The following is a 16,883-nucleotide window of genomic DNA, read 5'->3' as shown; positions in this document are numbered from 1 at the left end:
GCAAATATATGAACATAAAACGCAGACAAAAAGGGGTAACTCTTATTGAGTTAATGGTGGTAGTGGCTATTGTTGGTATTCTCGCTACAATTGCCTACCCCTCCTATCAAGGCCACGTGCAGCGTTCAAACAGAGCCGCGGCTGTAGCTTGCCTTACAGAACTCTCTCAGTTTATGGAGCGCAGTTACACGGCATCTTTCAGCTATGAGGGGATTGAGATACCGGCTTTGCAGTGCATAAACGATATTGACACGCGTTACACTGTTGCTGTGTCAGATCAGGCCGCCAGAACATACACTCTGAATGCTACGCCAATTGGCAGCCAGGCCACAGATGAATGTGGCGTACTTATACTCAATCAAGCCGGACGTAGGGGCGCTAATGGTGGTTTTGTGGTAGCAGATGTAAGGCAATGCTGGTAATTTAGAATTAAATTTGATCTTTTGAAATAATGTTGTAACTTTAAGGTTAAGTTAATGGCCTTGGGCATACGGATATGCGGTTACAACATGGATTTAGCCTGGTTGAAGTATTAGTTACTCTGCTGGTTTTAAAAGTGGGCTTGTTAGGCATCCTGGCTGCACAAACAGTGGCGTTACGTCAGGTGCAGGATGCTACACAGCGAACCCAGGCTGTAGCGCTGAGTTATGGTTTACTCAATGAGTTAAGAGCTAATCAGAGTTTGAGTGCTACTGTCGGCCAGCGCGTTACCCGATATACCGAGCTACCTGTGATTCCCGTATGTACCCCTCCAACATTTTGTTCTGCAGAGCAACTGGCAGATGCGCAGTTACATCACTTGTTTTCCCAATTACAGCCACAACATGGTGCTGGCCTTTATGATCCTGAATTTTGTCTGCAGTCACAAGGGGCTGGCGTAAGGCTGGACGTTAGCTGGCAGCAAAGGGCATTTTCTGCCGAGCCAGCAGGTCAGTCTTGTGCAGCGGGTGCTGGCAGAAGTGGCTTTACAGTACAAAGCCGCTGGAGGTAACTGTGCGCCGACTTGCGGGTTTTACGTTAACGGAATTACTTATTGCTATGCTGCTGGCACTGTTTTTACTCAGCATGGTGCTAACCGCCTTTAGCAGTTTAAGCCGCTCTGTCAAACAGGCCCAGCAATTATCTGAATTGCAACAGAATGCGCAACTGGTAATGAGCTTGTTTCAGAATGAATTGACTAATACCGGTTTCTGGGGCGGCAGAGCCGACCCTATGCTGGCTGTTACGTCACCAATGCCGGCTTCTCCGGCACCCGATTGTGTTGAAGATGCGCTTGATAGTGGTAGCTTTCCTCAGGCCGGGCGCAACTTTGTCACTTTGTATGCCAGCCGCACTGCTGCCGGGCGCCAGCTGAATTGTATAACTCAAACCATACCTGATAGTGAACTATTACAGGTAAAGCGGCTTGTTGGCCAACTGACCATTCCAACAGAAATGAGACAAAACCGATTTTATCTGGAGACAGATTGGCAACACAGCCGCTTTGTTGACGGCAACAGCCCCGGGCTTAACGCCGCCTATGATTATTTTCCTTATCAGCATCTGGTGTTTTATCTGCAGTTGCAGCGTGTAGACGGTAATACCGTGCCTGTGCTGATGCGCAAGCGTTTGGCCAGAAATCAGGCTGGTAGCGCCACTATCAGTACTGACTCTGTACTTGATGGCGTTGAACGTATGCATTTTGAGTTCGGTGTTGACACTAACCTGAATGGTCAGTTGAATTATTTTTTGCCAACCCAGCAGATGGCTGCAGATTTCTGGTGGCAAAAAAACAGCCGTATTATCAGCATCCGTTATTATGTGCTGCTTCGCGCCCGCCAGCCTGATCCCGGTTATATCAACAATCAGCGCTATGATATGGGCGGCTCAGAGTTTATTGCGCCAGGTGACCATTACCGCAGGTTGTTGGTTAGCAGTAGTATCTTTTTCCAGAATGCTGCGCTGCAGGAGGGCTCATGACAACACACAAGGGCATGGTGCTTATTATGGCGCTGGTATTTCTGTTGGTGATGAGCTTGCTGATCTCAGCCATGCTATTGGTTAGCCAGTTAAGTCACAAAACAGCTTATGCCGGGCAACAACAGTTGCAAACTGCACAAGAAGCATTGGCACAACATATAGCTGTGCTTAACGCGCTGACCGACGAGGCTGCTGCCGTAAGCCGAACAATGACAGCTTGTCCGGCAAGCTATGCTGCCTGGTCTGGTGGTGCTGTGCAGTGTGAAGTGATACAGGTTGACACTGCAGCTTACTCAGACAGCAGGCTTTTTTATGCCGGTTACAGTAGCCTGGTATTGAAAACGACACTGATACAGGAGCCAGACTAAAATGCTAAAGCACAGGTTTATTTGCATTATATTTTCTGTTGTCAGTGGCCTTAGCCACAGCTGTGACTTAAACGATACTACTGCCGTTGCCGCAACGTTACCGTCATTGTTAGATGATGGCCCGCCCAGAAAAATCAGCCTGAGTAATAATATTCAGCTGGATATACCTGACGCTGAAGGCGTGCTGAGGATGCACAGTGCTGATAGTTCAGTGCTGCTGGACCAACTGACAAATTGGCCAACTGAAACAGGCCAGATCAGTAGTATTAAAGCGCAACCGATAGTGCTGGACCAGAACTATGATGGTATAGCTGATGCTGTTTATACTATTGATTCCAGTGGCCGTCTGTGGTTTGTCCCGCTAACCCGTAGTGGTTTTGCCGAGCCTGAACTGGTAGCCGACTTTAGCGATATTGCGGCTGAGTTTCGCCAACCGTTACAACTTTTGCAAACATTAGCGCCCGTTGGCGTTGGCGCGTTACAACGCCAGACCATGCTGTTGATTATTGCCAGTATGGCGGCAGGAGGTGACACCTTGCTGGTAGTAAAGCATCTATCGCCGCAGCGCGTCGTTATACAGCTTAGTGATCTGACAGACAGAACCTATCTGAGCGATGCTGAAGCGGTGTCAGGTATTGCCGAACAGCTTTGGCAGCAGGTACAGCTGGGCGCTGGCTGGTATGTCAGCATGGATAAACGTATTACTGCCGTGCCGCAGGTTTATGCCGGGGTGGTGTACCTTAGCTCTGCAGAGGTAGCTGCGGTGCAGCCAGACTGCAGTCTGGCAGAAAATACTGAACTGGAGCTCCATGCATTACACTTGCATCACGCTGGGGCAGTGTATGCCAGAAGGAACTGGCAAATACCTGCGCTGGAACGGGGCAAGCTGGTGTTGCAGAAAAACCCGCAAGGCGAGCTTGAATTAAGTTTGCATAACGAACAGCAACAGCAAAGCGTACAGGCAGATTTGCTGGCAATTACCCCGGATTGCGCCAATTGTGCTGTAGCATTGACGGCTGATCAGTTTCCCCGGATCAGCCGGCTGGCAACCTTTCAGGCAGAGCAGGATGGCCACTAAATGCAAACTGTTAAGCCTGGTTTTAGTTTAATCGAGTTATTAATAGTACTGGCCATAGTGGGTATTCTGGCGGCGATATGCTACCCGTCTTATCAGCAGTATGTGTTACGAAGCTATCGCGCAGAAGCAATATCACAGCTATTGCAACTTGCAAATGCGCAAGAACAGCATTTAGCCGACTACGGTGCGTACTCGGCAGATTTAGCTGTACTCGGTGTTAAGGCGTCAGAGCGCTATACATTTAATATTAATCTGTTTGCAGCGCAGCAGGAATTTGAGCTGACAGCTCAGGCTCAGGGGCAACAACAGGCCGATAGCGAATGCCAACTGTTTACATTGAACCACCTTGGACAACGTAACGGTCAGGATCTCCAAGCTCAGGCTTGCTGGAATTAGTTAGGCCGGGCAAGGTGTGGCGACCTCAGTTAACCTGCTACGGCCGGCTTGATTTACGGTAAGGCGGTAATGCCACTGATAACTTTGTTGCGGACAATAGTAAAAAGTACCGTTTTCAAAACCATTTAAACTACCATCCCGCCGGAATGTTATGGCTTCGCGGTTATAGATTAGTTTATGACGCGGATCAATTGCGGGTATTTCGCGCAATAGGGTGCGCTCGTTAGTGTCAGGATAAAGCATCGATAATTGCACCGGTACAGTTTGCCACTGTGCTTCACATTTCCCCTCAACGGTGGGGCATAGTTGTACTGGTAGGTTACTGCTGGTGGCTGCAACACGGGCAAAAGCCAGATGCTGGCTAAACTGGCGGACATAAGCGGTAGCGCGCTGGCGATCGATAAATTCAGCCATTGCCGGTACTGCAACAGTGACAAAAATGATCAGAATGGCCAGCGTAATCATCAGCTCTGGTAAGCTAAATCCCCGGCTTGTCTTTGATGACATACAACGCTCCTTGCAGTGATTCTCCTGCAAAAAGCGTAGCATCTATTAGTTTAATGTAAAATAATTGCTTCTAATCGTATATTGTCGGGATCGGCTGACGTTTATGCTGGGTTTTCAGATAAATGCCAATCAGTTTTTCACTCACCTCAGCAGATACTGTTTTACCTTCAAGGAAATCATCAATTTGCTCGTAAGTTAAGCCAAGCGCTGCCTCATCTGCTTTTTGTGGTGCCAGGCATTCTAAATCGGCAGTCGGCGTTTTGCTTACCAGCACATCTGGTGCCCTCAGTGTTTTACCCACTAATCGTACCTGGCGTTTACTTAAGCCAAACAGCGGTGCTAAATCGCAGGCGCCATCGCCCCATTTGGTATAAAAACCGGTAATGTTCTCAGCGGAATGATCGGTGCCCAGCACTAAGCCTCCAAGCAGGGCTGCGATATGATACTGAATCACCATACGGGTACGGGCCTTTACATTACCTCTGGCAAAGTCGGCCTGAGCCTCACTGGCGGTAGCCAGGCCATCAGCAGCCATGGCACTAAAGGTTGCCTGGTGAATAGCATCTGCACCCGGCTGTACGTTTACCGATAACGCTTTACTTGGCTGAATAAAATCAACCGCCATCTGGGCTTCGGCTTCATCTTTTTGCGTAGCGTATGGCAGGCGCACAGCAATAAACTGATAACCACTACCGGTTTCGTTCAGCTCATCTATAGCCAACTGGGCTAACCGGCCACAAGTAGTAGAGTCGATACCACCGCTGATGCCCAGTACCAGTGTTTTCATGCCTGAGGCGCGAAGACGTTGCTTAATAAATTCAACCCGGCGGCGGATCTCAAATTGCGGATCTATCTGCGGTAGCACCCGCATTTCGGCAATAATCTGTGCTGCATTCATACTATTTGGGCCTCTGCTGAAAATACCGGTCTATCTTATCGTGTTTTACCCTCAGCAGATCAAGTGATTCTTAGTGATTAACTGCTGAACAGCATCCGGCCTTGTATTATACTGCCAATACTACCGACGCTTAACTGACGGAAATTGTGATGAAAAAAATTGAAGCCATTATTAAACCTTTTAAGCTGGATGACGTGCGTGAAGCGCTGGCAGATATCAGTATTACCGGTATGACAGTTACTGAAGTTAAAGGTTTTGGCCGGCAAAAAGGCCATACAGAGCTGTATCGCGGTGCAGAGTATATGGTCGATTTTTTGCCTAAAGTAAAACTGGATATTGTGGTTACCGACGATCAGGTAGAACGCTGTGTTGAAGCTATTATGAAAACCGCACAAACAGGCCGTATCGGTGATGGCAAGATTTTTGTGTTTGATGTTGAACGCGTAGTACGTATCCGCACTGGCGAAGAAGACGAAGATGCGATATAACAAGGTTAATAATTATTTAACCTGAGTATGTTATGGTCTCATCCACATCATTTTATCTTTTTGTTGTTGGGCTCAGTTGGCTGGGCCTTAGTGCTTGTAGTTCTGCTCCGGCCCAAGTAACCAATACTGCTGTGTTACCCTATTCAGTATTGTTAGAAAGTGCCAACGCTAATACACCGACGCTTGATGATATTTTTCAGTTGTCAGCGCCACAACAAGCTGAGTTTCTGGCATATTTTCATGCTACTGAGAATCAGGATATTGCAGGTCACCGGCGGGTATATCAGTTTCTGGAACAACACCTGGCAGGCTTTGACTATCAGGGTAAAAACTACACGGCAACAGAGGCTTACGCCCTTAAAAGTGGAAACTGTATATCCCTGGCCGTGCTGACCAAAGCTCTGGCAGACTTGGCTGGTGTGCAAATAGAGTTTCAAAGCATTATCTCGGCGCCTGTTATAAGTTTTGAGCAGGATTTAATGGTGTCTTCAGATCACGTTAGAACCTTTTTGTATGATCCAACCTTTGTTCCTGAAAAAGATACTTTGTATTTTATAAAACCGTCACTGGTAGTAGATTATCTGCCATCGTCAGCAGATATAACCGGCCCCAGAATTACCCAGAAAACCTTTATAGCTATGTTCTATCGTAACCTGGCAGCTGATGCTCTGCTGGCTGAGCAATATGACCAGGCTCTGGCACTGCTAAAAACTGCATTGCAATATGCTCCCGATTACAGTGCAGTTATTAATCTGACAGCAGTAGTTCACCGGCGTATGGATGAGATGCAACTGGCTGAGCAGTTTTATCAATATGGTCTTGATGTTTCAGCAAGTAAGGTCACATTGCTTACGAACTATGCAGTGCTAAAGCAAAGTCAGGGAGACCCGGATACTGCTCAGCAGATGCTACAATCCTTGTCGTCATTTAACGAGTATGACCCATACCTGTGGTATGTGCTGGGGAAAAACGCACAACAGAAAAACCTGTATCAGGAGGCCGTAACTTATTTGTACAAAGCAGCAGAGCAAGCGCCTTATATGCATCAGTTACAACTGGAGTTGGCGTTGGCATATTACCGTAACAATCAGACTGGCAGAGCACTGCAGGTGCTTAGCAAAGCGGCTGAGCTGGTCACCGATAACAATACACAACAACGCTATCATGCAAAACTTGAAGCGTTAAAACTGCGTCAGTCTACGCACTGATTATGCTCAGGCTGCCTGTTGCTGCATTACTGCTGATCCAAGTATTTTGTGCACAGGCAAATCTGCTGACAGATATTCAGCAGTTAAGCGCTGCAGATATGCAGGGGCGTAAAACCGGCACTGTAGGTGCCGGTCTTGCCCGCGAACTGATTTCTGAGCGTTTTGCCCATTTGCGATTGGACAGGTTTAACAACAGCTATCAGCAGCCTTTTGTCTATTCATCCTGGCCTGAAAAAACCGGTATTAATGTGCTGGCCTGGCGCCAGGGGTGCACTTACCCGAATCACTATATTGTTGTTACAGCACATTATGATCATCTTGGCATACAGGGCAGAAAAATTTTCTATGGGGCTGATGATAATGCTTCCGGTGTTGCCGCTATGCTGGAACTGGCCGCCAGGCTAAACCACTTTTGTCCGGTGTATTCTTATATTTTTCTTGCGACCGATGCTGAAGAAAACGGCTTACATGGCAGCAAAGCCTTTATCACCAAATCACCGGTGCCGCCTGGCAGCATAGTAATGAACCTGAATCTGGATATGATTAGCCAGCCTGATCGGCGTGGCAAGCTTTACCTGACCGGTGTCAGACGTTATCCGGCGCTGACAGCGCAATTAGATGCCACTTTTAGCACGCTGCAGTTTCTACATCATCGTGGCCCGGGCCGTATAGCACGTGATAACCCGCGTTATAACTGGCCTAACGCCAGCGATCATGGGCCTTTTCACCGTGCTGGTATTCCTTATTTATTTTTCGGCGGTCAGGAGCATGCGTATTACCATACGGAGCAAGATACCTGGCAGCGTATTGAGCCGGTATTTCTGGATATGGCAATGCGCTCTATTTGGCAGACAGTGCAGTGGCTGGAGCAACAACCCCCACAGACACTGCGGCCGGATAAGCACTAACCAGCCGTTCAAACTTACTCCCAGTTAAAGCTAAGCTGATCCCGGCAAGCTACCTTTTTATGCGTTGCTGGCCTTTTGCGGCTGGCATGGCGCGTAAACACGGCTTGTTTCTGCTGTTGCCAATCTGGTTTATTATGTTGCTGCAACCATTGGCTTAGCCGTGCTCTGGCTTGTTGTTGTGCCTGCTGTAAATCGACTATTGGTGCCGGATAATCCCGCGCTATAACACAAGCATAACGTTGTTGTAGTGCGGCTGGCATTAGCCAGGGCGTATGCAGCCAACTATCCGGCACCTGACGCAGTTCGGGCAACCACTGGCGGATAAAGCGGCCATCGGCATCCTTTTGCTGGCTTTGTTTTGTCGGGTTATACATCCGGTTGGGGTTTATCCCGGTGGTACCGGCCTGCATTTGTATTTGGGGGTAATGAATGCCCGGCTCGTAATCGATAAAGCACTGAGCCAGATGCAGTGCCACCGGCCGCCAATGTAACCATAAGTGATAGCTGGCAAAGGCCACTAACATGGCGCGAGCCCGAAAATGCAGCCAGCCGGTTGCCAGCAAACTACGCATAGCGGCATCGATTAGCGGGTAGCCGGTTTGGCCGCTTTGCCAGGCCTGAAACAGCACAGGGTTAAAATCGTTCTCCCGCAAGCCGTCAAAACCACGGTGCATATTAAAAAACTCAATGGCTGGCTCATCTTCCAGTTTTTGGATGAAGTGACAATGCCAGCGTAACCGGCTGAAAAATGCCTGCAGGCCCTGCTGTTTGCGTTGTTCTGCGCTGCGCTTTAGCGCCATAAAGCTGTGTTGTTGCAACTGGCGCAGGCTAAGCTGGCCGTAGCTGATATAAGGGCTGAGCCTGGAGCAGCTGCTTAGCGCTTTTGCCGGCAGTGAAATGTGTTGGCGATAGTACATACAGCGTGTGCTGATAAAGCTGTCAAAAGTATGGTTTGCTGCAGTTGCATCTTGCAGGGTAGAGCAAAGCGGTAAATCGGTTTTACGGCAAGGGGCAAGTTCCGCCAGGTTCCACTGCACGGCAGTTAAAAATGGCAGTGTTGTTACTGTTGATGCCACAGATGACTTTAGCCAGCTATCGGCCAGGTTAAACCAGTTATCCCGGTCTTTCAGTTTTCGAAATACAGCGAACTGCCGGTACTGCTGCCAGGGTATATTCAGCTCGTGCAATAGCCGTGCTACTGCCAGATCACGCTGATAAGTCCAGAGGTTACCGGTTTCTTCATGGCTGCATACGCGGCTAATGGCAAATTGCTGGCAGAGTTGGCGCAGCACCAGGGTGGCCGGGCCTTTCACTATCAGCAAGGGTTGGCCAAGTGCAGTTAATTGTTGGTTAAGTTGCTGTAGTGCCGGGGCGATATATTGCCAGTGGCGCAGCGATACATCACTTTGTTGCCAGTAATCCGGTTCAATAATGTAAACCGGTAATACTGCACCTGCTTTGGCCGCCTGATACAACGGCTGATGATCATCAATGCGTAGATCGCGTTTAAACCACACCAAAGTGTTCATGACAGCGTTGATAGCAGTATAGCGTTAACGAATGCGCCTTGCGGATCATACATTTGCGCCTGTTTGCTGATATTAAACTGCCGCTGGGTGCTATTGCCAGTGCCGGCAATATAGGCCCAGTTTCCCCAGTTGCTGGCGCAGTCATAATCGAGCAGGCGCTGCTCAAAATATGCAGCACCCAAACGCCAGTCGATATCAAGATTATGTAGCAAATAGCTGGCAACATTCTGCCTGCCGCGGTTGCTCATTAAACCGGTTTGGTTTAGCAGCTGCATATTGGCGTCAATAAAGGGCTCACCGGTATTGCCCTGGCACCAGAGGTTAAATTGCTTAAGCTGAGCTTTGCTAAGCTGCGGCTGGCTAAAATCGGCGCGGCCTTTTATGGCGCCTTTACTAAACCAGAGGTTGGCGTATTTACGAAACTGCCAGCGGAAGAACTCACGCCACAACAGCTCAAATTTAAGCCAGTAAGTAGAGTCGTTAGCCTGCACTTGCTGTTCAAAGCTGACAATCTGCTGCCATAAATAGCGTACAGACAAGCTACCAAGTGACAGCGGCACTGAGAAAAAACTGGCGTAATTCCCGCCCATCAGCTGATTGCGGGTTTGTTTATAGTGCAAAATGTGTTGCTGCTGCCAGATATAATACTGCAGCCTTGCCAAAGCAGCAGCTTCGCTACCGGTGTCGGCCGTCAAATGAGTAGAGTATTGTTGGCTTAGTTGTATAAACGCGCTGTTATACGCCTCGGTGTGTGCCGGTGATAACCAGTTTTCGTCAGCTGTTTTTTGCGTTGGCGTACTAACTTGCAGCAGTGGTTCTTGCTGTTTGCGAAACGGCGTAAAACTATTTGGCATGGTGGCAAGCTCAGGCCTTAAGTTATCCCCCAGCAGAGAATTGCAATCGAGCTGAGTTACGTTAAGGGTTTGCTTCAGGCTTTTAATGGCTGCATATTCATAAGCGCCAACCGGCTCTGCACAGTAGAGTTGGCTTGCGTTTAATTCACCTGCCAAAGCACTGATGCAACTGGCCGTATCGCCAACCAGGGTGATAAGGCCAATATGCTTTGCCGCCAGAGTATTTTTTAGCGCAGCAATAACAACTATCTGCTGTTGTAAACGCTGTAAATTGGCTCTGGGTAAACCATACTGGCGGCCAAAAAACGCAGCTTTATTCAGCACAATTACGGCTGCTTTGGTGCCTTCACAGGCGTTTAACAGCGGGTTGTCGTGCCAGCGCAATGTATCGTTTAGCAGTATCAGGCTGATACTCATAGCTGCTCCAGACGGTTTAACGTGTCGGCGGCTTTGGCCAGAATAGCGGTTTTGTCGCTGTCGCTGCGTTTTTGCCAGTTAGCAAAGGCCAGTGTCAGGCGCGGGTTAGTGGCAAATTGTTGTTGATGCCGGTGAAGAAAATCCCAGTACAGCGCATTAAACGGGCAGGCATCGGTTTGCGTGGTATGTTTAACCTGGTACGCGCAGTTTTTGCAATAATTGCTCATCCGGTTGATGTAAGCACCACTGGCGGCATAGGGCTTTGATGCCAGTACACCACCATCAGCAAATAATGCCATGCCAAGAGTGTTGGGCAATTCGACCCATTCGTAGGCGTCGGCATAAACGGCCAGATACCAGTCGGTAACCTGCTCAACCGACAAGCCCGCCAGCAGGGCAAAATTACCGGTGATCATTAAGCGGTGAATATGGTGCGAGTACGCATGATCAATAGTGCTTTTTACGGCCTGCTGCATACAGCGCATTTGCGTGTTGCCATGCCAGTAAAAGCCCGGCAGAGCGCGTTTAGCGTTTAAACTGTTGTGTTGCTTGTAGTCCGGCATCAGCAGCCAGTACAGGCCGCGCACATATTCGCGCCAGCCAATCAGCTGGCGGATAAAACCCTCTGCGGCATTAAGCGGCACTAAGCCCTGCTGATAGGCCAATTGCACTTTATTACACATCCAGCGCACATCCAGCAGGCCACAATTTAAATATACCGAGCAAATGCTGTGAAACAAAAACGGTTGGTCAAGCAGCATGGCGTCCTGGTAATCACCAAACTGCGGCAGTTGTTGCTGCACAAAATGCAAAAATGCCTGCCTTGCATCTTTGCCGGTAACGGCATAACTAAAGTTATCAGCAGCGCCCATATTGGCGGCAAAATGCTGGTTAACCAGCGCAATTACCTCTGCAGTGATATCGTCGGGTGTAAATTGCAGTGGTGGAATTTGCTGTAAATCTTGCGGGCAGGCTTTACGGTTATCGGCATCATAGTTCCATTTACCACCTTCTGGTGTATCGCCTTGCATTAGCAAGCCGGTATAGCGGCGCATTTCGCGGTAAAAGTATTCCATCCGTAGTTGCTTTTTACCCTGGGCCCAGCGGGCAAAACGCGGTAAGTCACAGATAAAACGGTCATCAGACAGTATTTCTGTTGGCACAAGAAAATGCTGTTGCCAGCTGTTAATTTCCTGCTGCAGGCGGTATTCACCACACTGTGTTATCAGGATACTTTGCAAGTGAGGGTGTTGCGCCAAAGCATGCTGCACGGCATCGCCGATGCATTTTATCTGGCTTTGGCTATCATAATGGATATAACAAACAGTATGGCCTTGCTGCCGCAGCACCGTGGCAAAGTGGCGCATAGCGCTGAAAATCAGAATAATTTTGTGTTTGTGGTGTTGCACATAACTGGCCTCTGCTGCTACTTCTGCCAGCAGCAGCACGTCATCTGCTGTTATGTTTTGCAAGCTCGACAGCGCCGGGCTTAGCTGATCGCCTAAAATTACAATAAGTCTGGCCATAACCGGGCTATATTACGACAACAATAGTGCCTTTACGCTGTGCCCGGCTGGCAAGATCATCGTCTGGTGTACAGAAAGTTCTTTATGTTATATTGTCACATAACTTAAATTAATACAGGAACCATGCTATGAAGCTCTCTTTAGTCGCCAGCCTGCTTGTTTGTAGCTTAATGGCGTTAAATACACCTGCAGTAGCGCAAGAGCAGAGTGCTGCCGAACATAAACACGATCATGCTGAACACAAACATGAACATGACGACGACGTGGTCGCGCTGGGTGCTCATGTGCATGGCCATGCGGTGTTAACACTGGTGCTGGAAGGCAACGAAATGCAACTGGCATTTCAATCAGCAGCGCAAAGCATAGTAGGCTTTGAGCATAAACCCAGCACGGCTGAGCAAAAGCAGGAAGTCGCCGCTGCTATTGAGGTGTTTAATCAGGGTGAATGGTTCAGCTTTAACAATGATGCCAACTGCGAGCTGGCTATGGCAGAGGCCAGTACTGATTTGACTGAACTACAGGCAAATGAAGGCCATGCTGATTTTTACGCCAACTATCAGCTATTATGCCAGCGTCCGGCGCGGTTAAATGAATTGCAATTGCGTATTTTCGAGCTGTTGCCTGCACTGGAGCATATGGATATTCAGTGGATTATCAATGGCCAGCAAGGTGCATCACAGGCTGCACTTAGTAGCAGTACAGTACGTTTTCAGTAACGATAAAATGATAACGGCAGCCTGAGCTGCCGTTTTTTTAGTAGGTGTATTCTTCTACTTTATCCACTTTTAGGCTGTAAGCCGCCTGGCCCAAATCGTGGGTCATGGTTTCGGTGGTTAAGGTGCCGCTGATCCAAAAGGGTGAATAAATCATATCGGCTTTTAAATCTTTCGCCCCGGTCACATAGATAATCTGGTTCGGCGGCGGTGGCGGTACGTGAATACAGGCGCCAAAGTAAGGCACTAAAAAGAAGCTGGTCACGTTTTGGGCACTGTCAAACTCCAGTGGCACAATAAAGCCGGGTACCCGCACTTTGGTATTGTTAAACTCAGAGCGTACCTTTGCTGATTTAAGAATTTGTTGCCATTGCTGCGCGGCTGGATCATCACCCTGATAGTCATCGTCAAATGGTGATGGCTGGTTATAATCATGCTGCACTTCAGGCATTTGCTCTAGCAGCTTTAAATCTTCTTCCGGCATTAAGTCAGTCCATTCAATGGTTTTGACTTCACTTGCACTGAGCCCGGCAGCAAAACATGCGACCAGTGTCAGATATAACGCAACAGATAACGTCCGTAGCATTGGAGCTCGCCCCCCTAAGTTGGCATAATGACAAAAAACGCCGATATCATAACATGACACTGAGGGCTCCTGTGACCGACAAGCCGAAAATTCCCGCTATTGATCTCAAACAGCTGCAGTTTTATTACCAAAGTGGTGGCTGGCAATTACACCTGCCTGAGCTGACTTTACACTGTGGCCAGCATTTATTTGTTCGTGGTGCTTCGGGCAGCGGCAAAACAACCTTATTAAATTTACTCTGTGGTATTACCCGCCCGGTCAGTGGTGAGCTGTATGTCAATGGCCAGCCGCTGCATCAATTATCCAGCAGTGCGCGTGACAGCCTGCGGGCAAAACATATTGGTGTAGTATTTCAGCAGCTTAATCTTATTCCTTACTTGTCGGTGCTGGACAACGCGCTGCTTAGCAGCCACTTTGCCGGCCAGAATAAAACCGACTCGGTAAGCCGGGCAAAAACGCTATTGCAGCGCCTGGGGTTACAACAGGATTTATGGCATAAACCGGCTACTAACCTCAGTGTTGGCCAGCAACAACGGGTGGCCATTGCCCGTGCTTTGCTACCCAAACCTACCTTACTGATTGCCGATGAGCCCACGTCAGCGCTGGATAGCGATAACCGTGATGCGTTTATGCGGGTAATGCTGGCCGAAGCCGATGCCAACGGCTGCACAGTGATTTTTGTCAGCCATGATCAAAGCCTGACGCAGTATTTTCATTATCAGCTGGATATGCAGCAGTTAGTTAAAGGAGTACAGCCATGCTGATGAAATTAGCCCGGTTAAGTTTATGGAACCGGCGCGGTACAGTGCTGATGACTTGGTTATCACTAACCATTAGTATCGCTTTGCTGCTGGGCATTGATCACTTGCGCACCGAGGCAAAAAACAGTTTTACCAGCACCGTATCGGGTACAGATCTTATTGTAGGGGCCCGCTCTGGCCAGCTTAACCTGCTATTGTATTCAGTATTTCGTATTGGTAACGCTACCGCCAATATCAGCTGGCCCAGTTATCAGCGTATTATCAAACACCCGCAAATAGACTGGGCCATTCCGATCTCACTGGGCGATTCGCACCGTGGTTACCGGGTAATGGGCACCAATACCGATTACTTCAGCCATTACCGCTATGCCAACAGCCAACCGCTGGTGCTGGCGCAGGGTAAAGCATTTGAGCAGGTGTTTGACACTGTACTTGGTGCTGAGGTAGCACAAAAGCTGGGCTATAAACTAAACGAACAAATTGAACTGTCGCATGGTGTCGGCGCGGTAAGTTTCAGCCAGCATAAAGACAAACCTTTCACTGTAGTGGGTATTCTGGCGCGCACCGGTACACCGGTAGATCAAACTGTGCATGTCAGCCTGCAAGCAATAGAAGCTATTCATCTGGACTGGCAGCAGGGCGCACCCATACCCGGCAGACAGCTAACCAGTGAGCAGACGCTGGCGCAGGATTTAACACCCAAATCTATCACTGCCTTTATGGTGGGGCTAAAGTCACGCATGGCAACCTTTACGCTGCAACGGCAGATTAACGAATTTAAAAATGAGCCACTAACTGCCATATTGCCGGGTGTCGCATTGGCAGAGCTTTGGCAAATGCTGGGTATGGTAGAAAACCTGTTGTTGCTGATAAGTTTACTGGTGCTGCTGGCGGCACTGGTGGGGATGATCACTACCTTGCTGGCATCAATGAAAGAGCGGCAACGCGAAATGGCCATTTTGCGAGCAGCCGGGGCGCACCCGTGGTATTTGTTTGTGCTTATTCAGCTTGAGGTATTACTGGTAACCCTGCTATCGATGTTATCTGCCGCAGCCTTGCTGTTTATCAGCCTTTATCTGTTGCAGGACAAACTGGCCGCTGATTTTGGTTTATTTATCAGCCTGCAAGTTGTCAAACTGACCAGCTTATACTGGGCTGGGGCTATTTTGCTGTTATCTGCCGTGCTGGCAACGATACCGGGTGTGTTGGCTTACCGCAAAGCGCTGGCCGATGGCCTGACAATCAGGTTGTAATGCTCAGGTAGTAGCGCCAGGGTGTGGCTTTCAGGTAGCAAACTCAGTTGTAGTACTGAGGTTCAGCGGGCAGCGCAGGGTTACTACACAGCCTGTATCAGTATTGTGCAGGCTAACATCACCCTGCAGCAGATGAGTAACCAGATTAAACACCAGCGTCATGCCCAGGCCTTTGGCGCCCTTACTGCGACGTGTAGTAAAAAATGGCTCAAAGGCGCGGGCCAATTCGTCGGCATTCATACCGCGGCCATTATCGGCTATTTCCAGCTGCCAGTTGTAAGGGGTTTGGCTGGCACGGATCACAATCTGGCGTGATGGTTGTTTATCAAAGGCGTGCTGGCAGGCATTCTCTATAAGCCGGGTCAGAATGGTGGTTAGCGGGCTGGCAAAGCTCTGAATTTTTAACGTTGCAGGCAGCTCTAACTGCACACTCACCTGATGCTGCTTTAATAGTGACTCCACACTACACAGCACTTTGGGAATAAACTCGCTTAATATCAACCATTCTGCCTGCTGATCCGGGTTTGCCGCGGCGGTTTGTTTAAAGCTGTTTACCAGATCAACAGTGCGATGCAGGTTTGCCTGCACCATGGCAATACTGTGCTTAATTGCAGCGCCACTCTGGCCAAATTTTTGCCGGGTAAGCTGGCCTGCCAGAAACAGCTTTTCCAGTTCCAGTAGTGTTACTTCGGCATGGCTGATAGCAGTAACCGCAACGCCCAGAGGGGTGTTAATCTCATGGGCGATACCGGCCACTAAACGGCCGAGGCTGGCCATTTTTTCTATTTCAATTAATCTGTGCTGGGTTTGCTGCAGTTGTTCCAGTGACTGGGTCAGTTCTTGTGTACGCTGGCTGATAATTTGCTCTAAGCCACTGTTTAGCTGCTCTAACTCGCACTGATAACGCATGCGTTCCGATGCACTTAATGCCCGGCCATAAATATCGGCCAGAAAACCGGCAAACACAATTTCGTCTGTTTGCCATTGTTTAATCTGGCGGTGCTCAATACAGATAATACCCACCATAACGCCATGATGGCGGATTGGCGTATCCAGCATAGAGCAAATACCAGAAGGTGACAGGTAGATATCTGAAAATTCAGCAGTTTGCGGGTGATGATGTGCATCCGCAGCAACAATATTACGCTCATCGTCTAATGCATCAAAATAGCTGGGAAAGTCTTGCCGGCTTAACGTAAGATCAGGGGTGCTGTGCTGCTTACCATCGAGCTGATAAGCGCAGTGCATTCGTTGATGATCGTCAGATAATAGCCAGACACTGGCGCGATCAACAGCAAGCCCTTGAGTAATGGCCTCTAAGACTAAGCTGTTAGCTGCGGATAAATCGCCTTTGTCGATATTTGGATTACGGCTGATTTGGGCCAGAATATGCTGCAGTTCAATTTGCATTACTACGCAGAGCTCTCCGTATCG

Annotated in this window: 19 protein-coding genes; 12 read left to right on the top strand and 7 right to left on the bottom strand. The window is 48.8% G+C overall.

Going from position 1 to position 16,883, the window contains the following annotated elements; translation table 11 throughout:
- Window positions 1–8 precede the first annotated feature (8 nt).
- From MJX74_RS12840 to MJX74_RS12810, 6 genes are all read left to right on the top strand, one after another.
- On the top strand, window positions 9–422 hold the full coding sequence (locus tag MJX74_RS12840) for a type IV pilin protein (protein WP_240223228.1): 414 nt from the start codon (window positions 9–11) through the stop codon (window positions 420–422).
- 74 nt (window positions 423–496) lie between these two features.
- Window positions 497–991: a type IV pilus modification protein PilV gene (gene pilV, locus MJX74_RS12835; protein WP_240223227.1), complete on the top strand. Its 495-nt coding sequence runs from the start codon at window positions 497–499 to the stop codon at window positions 989–991.
- A gap of 2 nt (window positions 992–993) precedes the next feature.
- On the top strand, window positions 994–1,959 hold the full coding sequence (locus MJX74_RS12830) for a PilW family protein (protein ID WP_240223226.1): 966 nt from the start codon (window positions 994–996) through the stop codon (window positions 1,957–1,959).
- Window positions 1,956–2,327 carry a hypothetical protein gene (locus tag MJX74_RS12825; protein WP_240223225.1) on the top strand — a complete coding sequence of 124 codons (372 nt, stop codon included), beginning with the start codon at window positions 1,956–1,958 and terminating at the stop codon, window positions 2,325–2,327. The genes MJX74_RS12830 and MJX74_RS12825 overlap by 4 nt, the downstream gene beginning before the upstream one ends.
- A gap of 1 nt (window position 2,328) precedes the next feature.
- Complete coding sequence (locus MJX74_RS12820; RefSeq protein ID WP_240223224.1) at window positions 2,329–3,405, top strand: hypothetical protein; 1,077 nt, start codon at window positions 2,329–2,331, stop codon at window positions 3,403–3,405.
- Window positions 3,406–3,801, top strand: a complete 396-nt coding sequence (locus MJX74_RS12810; protein WP_275692774.1) for a type IV pilin protein — start codon at window positions 3,406–3,408, stop codon at window positions 3,799–3,801. It begins immediately after the preceding gene.
- On the opposite strand, the gene MJX74_RS12805 is transcribed toward MJX74_RS12810, so the two are convergent.
- A complete protein-coding gene (locus MJX74_RS12805) occupies window positions 3,802–4,308 on the bottom strand; it encodes a GspH/FimT family pseudopilin (RefSeq protein ID WP_240223223.1) in 507 nt (168 codons plus the stop codon). It abuts the gene before it with no gap.
- A gap of 70 nt (window positions 4,309–4,378) precedes the next feature.
- Window positions 4,379–5,206 carry an ammonia-dependent NAD(+) synthetase gene (gene nadE, locus MJX74_RS12800; protein WP_240223222.1) on the bottom strand — a complete coding sequence of 276 codons (828 nt, stop codon included), beginning with the start codon at window positions 5,204–5,206 and terminating at the stop codon, window positions 4,379–4,381.
- A gap of 149 nt (window positions 5,207–5,355) precedes the next feature.
- Between nadE and glnB the strand changes: the two genes are divergently transcribed.
- Genes glnB through MJX74_RS12785 form a run of 3 tightly spaced genes read left to right on the top strand, consistent with a single transcriptional unit; the run spans window position 5,356 to window position 7,810 of the window.
- Window positions 5,356–5,694 (top strand): nitrogen regulatory protein P-II, encoded by a 339-nt coding sequence (gene glnB / locus MJX74_RS12795; protein WP_068228692.1) that lies wholly within the window; start codon window positions 5,356–5,358, stop codon window positions 5,692–5,694.
- Between the two features lie 32 nt (window positions 5,695–5,726).
- On the top strand, window positions 5,727–6,902 hold the full coding sequence (locus MJX74_RS12790) for a tetratricopeptide repeat protein (protein ID WP_240223221.1): 1,176 nt from the start codon (window positions 5,727–5,729) through the stop codon (window positions 6,900–6,902).
- Between the two features lie 2 nt (window positions 6,903–6,904).
- Entirely contained in the window at window positions 6,905–7,810 is a 906-nt protein-coding gene (locus MJX74_RS12785) for a M28 family peptidase (protein WP_240223220.1), read from the top strand.
- A gap of 14 nt (window positions 7,811–7,824) precedes the next feature.
- Here MJX74_RS12785 and MJX74_RS12780 read toward each other — a convergent pair whose 3' ends face one another.
- The 3 genes from MJX74_RS12780 to MJX74_RS12770 are packed head-to-tail and all read right to left on the bottom strand — an operon-like array spanning window position 7,825 to window position 12,136.
- Complete coding sequence (locus MJX74_RS12780) at window positions 7,825–9,327, bottom strand: FAD-binding domain-containing protein (RefSeq protein WP_240223219.1); 1,503 nt, start codon at window positions 9,325–9,327, stop codon at window positions 7,825–7,827.
- 8 nt (window positions 9,328–9,335) lie between these two features.
- Window positions 9,336–10,610 (bottom strand): DASH family cryptochrome, encoded by a 1,275-nt coding sequence (locus MJX74_RS12775; protein ID WP_240223218.1) that lies wholly within the window; start codon window positions 10,608–10,610, stop codon window positions 9,336–9,338.
- Window positions 10,607–12,136 (bottom strand): cryptochrome/photolyase family protein, encoded by a 1,530-nt coding sequence (locus tag MJX74_RS12770; protein ID WP_240223217.1) that lies wholly within the window; start codon window positions 12,134–12,136, stop codon window positions 10,607–10,609. The genes MJX74_RS12775 and MJX74_RS12770 overlap by 4 nt, the downstream gene beginning before the upstream one ends.
- 128 nt (window positions 12,137–12,264) lie before the next feature.
- On the opposite strand from MJX74_RS12770, the gene MJX74_RS12765 reads away from it, so the two are divergent.
- Complete coding sequence (locus tag MJX74_RS12765) at window positions 12,265–12,852, top strand: ZrgA family zinc uptake protein (RefSeq protein WP_240223216.1); 588 nt, start codon at window positions 12,265–12,267, stop codon at window positions 12,850–12,852.
- Between the two features lie 37 nt (window positions 12,853–12,889).
- Here the strand turns inward: MJX74_RS12765 and MJX74_RS12760 are convergent, their stop codons facing one another.
- Window positions 12,890–13,435, bottom strand: coding sequence for a DUF3299 domain-containing protein (locus tag MJX74_RS12760; RefSeq protein WP_240223215.1), 546 nt, complete (start codon window positions 13,433–13,435; stop codon window positions 12,890–12,892).
- Between the two features lie 71 nt (window positions 13,436–13,506).
- Between MJX74_RS12760 and MJX74_RS12755 the strand changes: the two genes are divergently transcribed.
- A complete protein-coding gene (locus tag MJX74_RS12755; protein ID WP_240223214.1) occupies window positions 13,507–14,199 on the top strand; it encodes an ABC transporter ATP-binding protein in 693 nt (230 codons plus the stop codon).
- Window positions 14,193–15,449 (top strand): ABC transporter permease, encoded by a 1,257-nt coding sequence (locus tag MJX74_RS12750; RefSeq protein WP_240223213.1) that lies wholly within the window; start codon window positions 14,193–14,195, stop codon window positions 15,447–15,449. Before MJX74_RS12755 ends, MJX74_RS12750 begins: the two co-directional genes overlap by 7 nt.
- Window positions 15,450–15,479: 30 nt before the next feature.
- Here the strand turns inward: MJX74_RS12750 and MJX74_RS12745 are convergent, their stop codons facing one another.
- Window positions 15,480–16,859 carry a sensor histidine kinase gene (locus MJX74_RS12745; RefSeq protein WP_240223212.1) on the bottom strand — a complete coding sequence of 460 codons (1,380 nt, stop codon included), beginning with the start codon at window positions 16,857–16,859 and terminating at the stop codon, window positions 15,480–15,482.
- Window positions 16,860–16,883: the final 24 nt, after the last annotated feature.

The organism is Rheinheimera hassiensis (genome assembly GCF_022436675.1).
In the GTDB taxonomy this organism is placed as follows: Bacteria; Pseudomonadota; Gammaproteobacteria; order Enterobacterales; family Alteromonadaceae; genus Alishewanella; species Alishewanella hassiensis.
This window is presented reverse-complemented; position numbering and strand designations above follow the sequence as displayed.